The following is a 3,202-nucleotide window of genomic DNA, read 5'->3' on the forward strand; positions in this document are numbered from 1 at the left end:
TCCTAAAACCGGATTATGCCACCCTGCGGGAAATCCCCTGGCGCAAGGGCACCGCCTTCGTATTGAGCGATTTGCATGTGGACACAGGGGAAGTTATCCAGGTTGCGCCCCGGCAGGTTCTGAAAAACGTGCTTGCCCGTCTGGAAAAAACAGGGTACACGGCAAAGGTCGGTTCGGAGATAGAATTTTATCTTTTGGACGAGAAGAAAAATCCGCTCTTTGGCGGAAAGGAAACCTATTCTATCGGTAAAATCGGTCAGTATAGCGGCATCGTGGACCAAATACTGGAATCGCTGGAGGCTTTTTCGATTCCCCTTGAGGCGGTACACACCGAATATGGGCCGGGGCAGATGGAATTGATTTTGGAATATTCCGATGCGCTGACAAATGCGGATAACGCCGTCGTTGCCAAAAATGCGGTCAAGGAAATTGCCCGCAAGAATAACCTCTATGCAACGTTTATGGCTATGCCTTGGAACGACCGTTCCGGGAGCGGTTACCACCTGCACCAAAGTCTGTGGACTAAGAATGGAAAAAGCGTTTTTGCGGAGGACCGGGACGCGCTATTGCACTATGCCGCAGGAATATTAAGCGGGACCAGCGAGTTTATGGCACTGGTCTGTCCAACGGTCAATTCGTACAAACGGTTTTCTGATATATCCTTTGCGCCCACGCGAGTCGGACTAGGCTATGATAATCGCACGGTCTCAACCCGGCTTGTCGGCTGCGGGAAAAGTACCCGGATTGAACAGCGTACTGGCGCTGCGGACGCAAACCCCTATTTTCTGGTTGCGGCCTCATTAGCGGCAGGGCTGTACGGGCTGGAGAAAAAACTTCCGGCACCGGAAATAATTGAAGGCAACGGGCATTATAACGAACATCTGGAAAAAATACCCCGTACCCTTGCGCAAGCGGCGGCGCTTTTTGAAAAAAGCCAAAAAGCAGCGGAGTATTTAGGCAGGGAATTTGTTGAAATCTACAGCGAACTCGTTAATTTTGAGGTTTCGGTGTACGACAAAACAGTCACTGAATGGGAACGGGAACGGTATTTGGAAAATTCCTAAAATGGAATTGTAAAGTAAGATAATATGGTTGATTAGCAGCCGCTTATCAACGTTTCTTTACTCGCGGCGTCCTTTCCCCGTTCAGTCGGCAGGGCATAATGTTGACAATCTTTGCGGCGCGGCGCATAGTGCCTGAAAAAGAGGGGAATGGTTTAGCCATGAATCAGCAAACAAGTAACGGAGAAACCCAGCGCTATGTGCTGGCGGTGCTGGTGGACAACCACGCCGGTGTGTTGAGCCGCGTGTCAGGCTTGTTCAGCCGGCGCGGATTTAATATAGACAGCCTGACCGTGGGCGAAACGCACAGCAACACACAGAGCCGCATGACCATTGTGGTGTCGGGCGACGAACACGTGCTGGAGCAGATTACCAAGCAGCTTGCAAAACTGGTGGAAGTGCTTTCTATCGAGCACTGCCTGCGGGACGACACGGTGGTGCGCGAACTGGCGCTGATTAAGGTGAGCGCAGACAGCGTGACGCGGCACAGCATTATCGAAGCGGCGAATATCTACCGCGCGCGCATTATCGACGTTTCCCTCGATTCGGTTATCGTCGAAGCGACCGGCAGCGAAGACAAAATCGAGAGCCTTATCCGCTTTCTGGAACCGCTCGGAATCCGCGAACTGGTGCGGACGGGGCTGACCGCAATGCAGCGCGGCGGGAAAATCCTTGCCTGAACAGGGCGTTCGGCGGTAGCCGAACGTTCGAGTTTCTTGAGGAAACTGCCGCACGCCGTAGCGTGCTACCGAGTTTGCGCACGCAAACTCGCGGCATAGAGGTAAAATCATTTCTTTTCGTCTTTCGGTCAGCCCTCTTGGTAGCCTTGTGCGCCAGTCGCTGTATCGGCTGGCATAAAAAAAACAAGCCGGGCGAAAGTCCTGCTTGTTTCACTTACACTTCTAGGTTGGATTGCTCGATAGGCAACTGGGTGGAAAATCCTTGGTAGGTGCTTGCCTCTCTGCCGCGGGTTTGCAAAACAAACACGGCAGCATGCCTTCGGCAGTCTTTCAGAAACCTCGCTCGTCCGGCTTCGCCGAATACGGCGGCAGAGCACCGGACGCTTCGCCCGCTTTTTCGAGCACTTCAAACGCAAGGTCGAGCAGAAAGTCTTCGTTTGAAAAGTTCAGCCGGACTTTCGCCCGCTTTTTGCGCTTATCGACTTTGATTATGGAGCCTTCAAGCCCCAGAAGCGGTCCTTCCGTAACGACTATCCGGTCGGATTCGTCGAAATAGACCCGCGACGCCTCGGCGATATCGCCGAAAGAAATGAAATGTCGAAGCACGGCGAGGTCGCGCCCCGCGAGCGGCGTCCGCTCCTGATTGCTCCTGAGTATACGATAAAAGTTCGGCGTGCGCCGGACAACGGCAAACAGTTCCCGGTCGAGATCGGCGCCGTCGATTTCAAGAAATATGTAACCGGGGAAAACGGGCTTGAGTTCCGGACGGGTTTTCCCCTGCCGCCGGATAATCAGAATCTATTACCATAATTTTCTCCCTTTTCTCATATTCCTGACATATTGTTCTACGTCTTCCATATCCTCCCTGTCCTTCCACATGCCAAATAATTCATTGTCCGTTTCTTCTAAAGCACTGTTCTGTTTATTGTTACCGGAGACAGTTTTCGCACAAACTTTTCCCGTATCGGTTATGATTTTTTCCTGACCGGTATTTATTTGCGAAATAATCATATCATGCTGAATTTTTAACCGCTTTATAGTTTTTTTCATAAACCGTCCTCCATAAAAAGGTACATATTCGGTAAATGTCATATCACAAACGCAAGTTTCAGTCCAGACCCATATCCCGGACAGCCCCCGCCTCTCGATAAACCGGCGCGCAGGGCGTAAAAACAGCAGGGCGTTTGCCCTGCTGTTTCATTGTGCGTCCAATCGGCGGTGGGATTTGCCCGGCAGCTTTGTGCGCCCCGCCCCCTAAAAACCCAAAAGGCTGCCCAAGCCACACTCCCCGGGCAGCCCCGCCTCTTTGCCTCTACGCCGCGAGTTTGCGTAAGCAAACTCGATAGCAACGCCTACGGCGTTGCGGCAGTTTCCTCAAGAAACCCGGTCGCTCCCCGCACGGGGAACGCCGCGTCAGGGCACAATCGTCCAGAATATCGGTCCCCAGGGTCCCTGCTGTCC

At 52.6% G+C, this 3,202-nt stretch carries 4 protein-coding genes and 1 pseudogene; 2 read left to right on the top strand and 3 right to left on the bottom strand.

Annotated elements, in window-relative coordinates; all coding sequences use genetic code 11:
* Positions 1 to 1,064, top strand: a 1,064-nt coding sequence (locus AWU74_RS04570; protein ID WP_062328071.1) for a glutamine synthetase family protein, incomplete at its 5' end; no start/stop codon positions are given.
* 158 nt (positions 1,065 to 1,222) lie between these two features.
* Positions 1,223 to 1,741, top strand: coding sequence for an acetolactate synthase small subunit (gene ilvN / locus AWU74_RS04575; protein ID WP_062328083.1), 519 nt, complete (start codon positions 1,223 to 1,225; stop codon positions 1,739 to 1,741).
* A 330-nt stretch (positions 1,742 to 2,071) separates the two neighbouring features.
* Here ilvN and AWU74_RS12655 read toward each other — a convergent pair whose 3' ends face one another.
* The 3 genes and pseudogenes from AWU74_RS12655 to AWU74_RS04590 form a co-directional block, all read right to left on the bottom strand.
* The gene (locus AWU74_RS12655) at positions 2,072 to 2,347 is read right to left on the bottom strand and encodes a hypothetical protein (protein ID WP_062328074.1); all 276 of its coding nucleotides are present in this window, start codon (positions 2,345 to 2,347) and stop codon (positions 2,072 to 2,074) included.
* Between the two features lie 63 nt (positions 2,348 to 2,410).
* Positions 2,411 to 2,539 (bottom strand): annotated as a pseudogene (locus tag AWU74_RS13185) (transcription termination/antitermination NusG family protein); the annotation flags it as partial.
* A 3-nt stretch (positions 2,540 to 2,542) separates the two neighbouring features.
* Positions 2,543 to 2,833, bottom strand: coding sequence for a type II toxin-antitoxin system prevent-host-death family antitoxin (locus AWU74_RS04590; protein ID WP_162504810.1), 291 nt, complete (start codon positions 2,831 to 2,833; stop codon positions 2,543 to 2,545).
* Positions 2,834 to 3,202: the final 369 nt, after the last annotated feature.

Source organism: Treponema endosymbiont of Eucomonympha sp. (genome assembly GCF_001028545.1).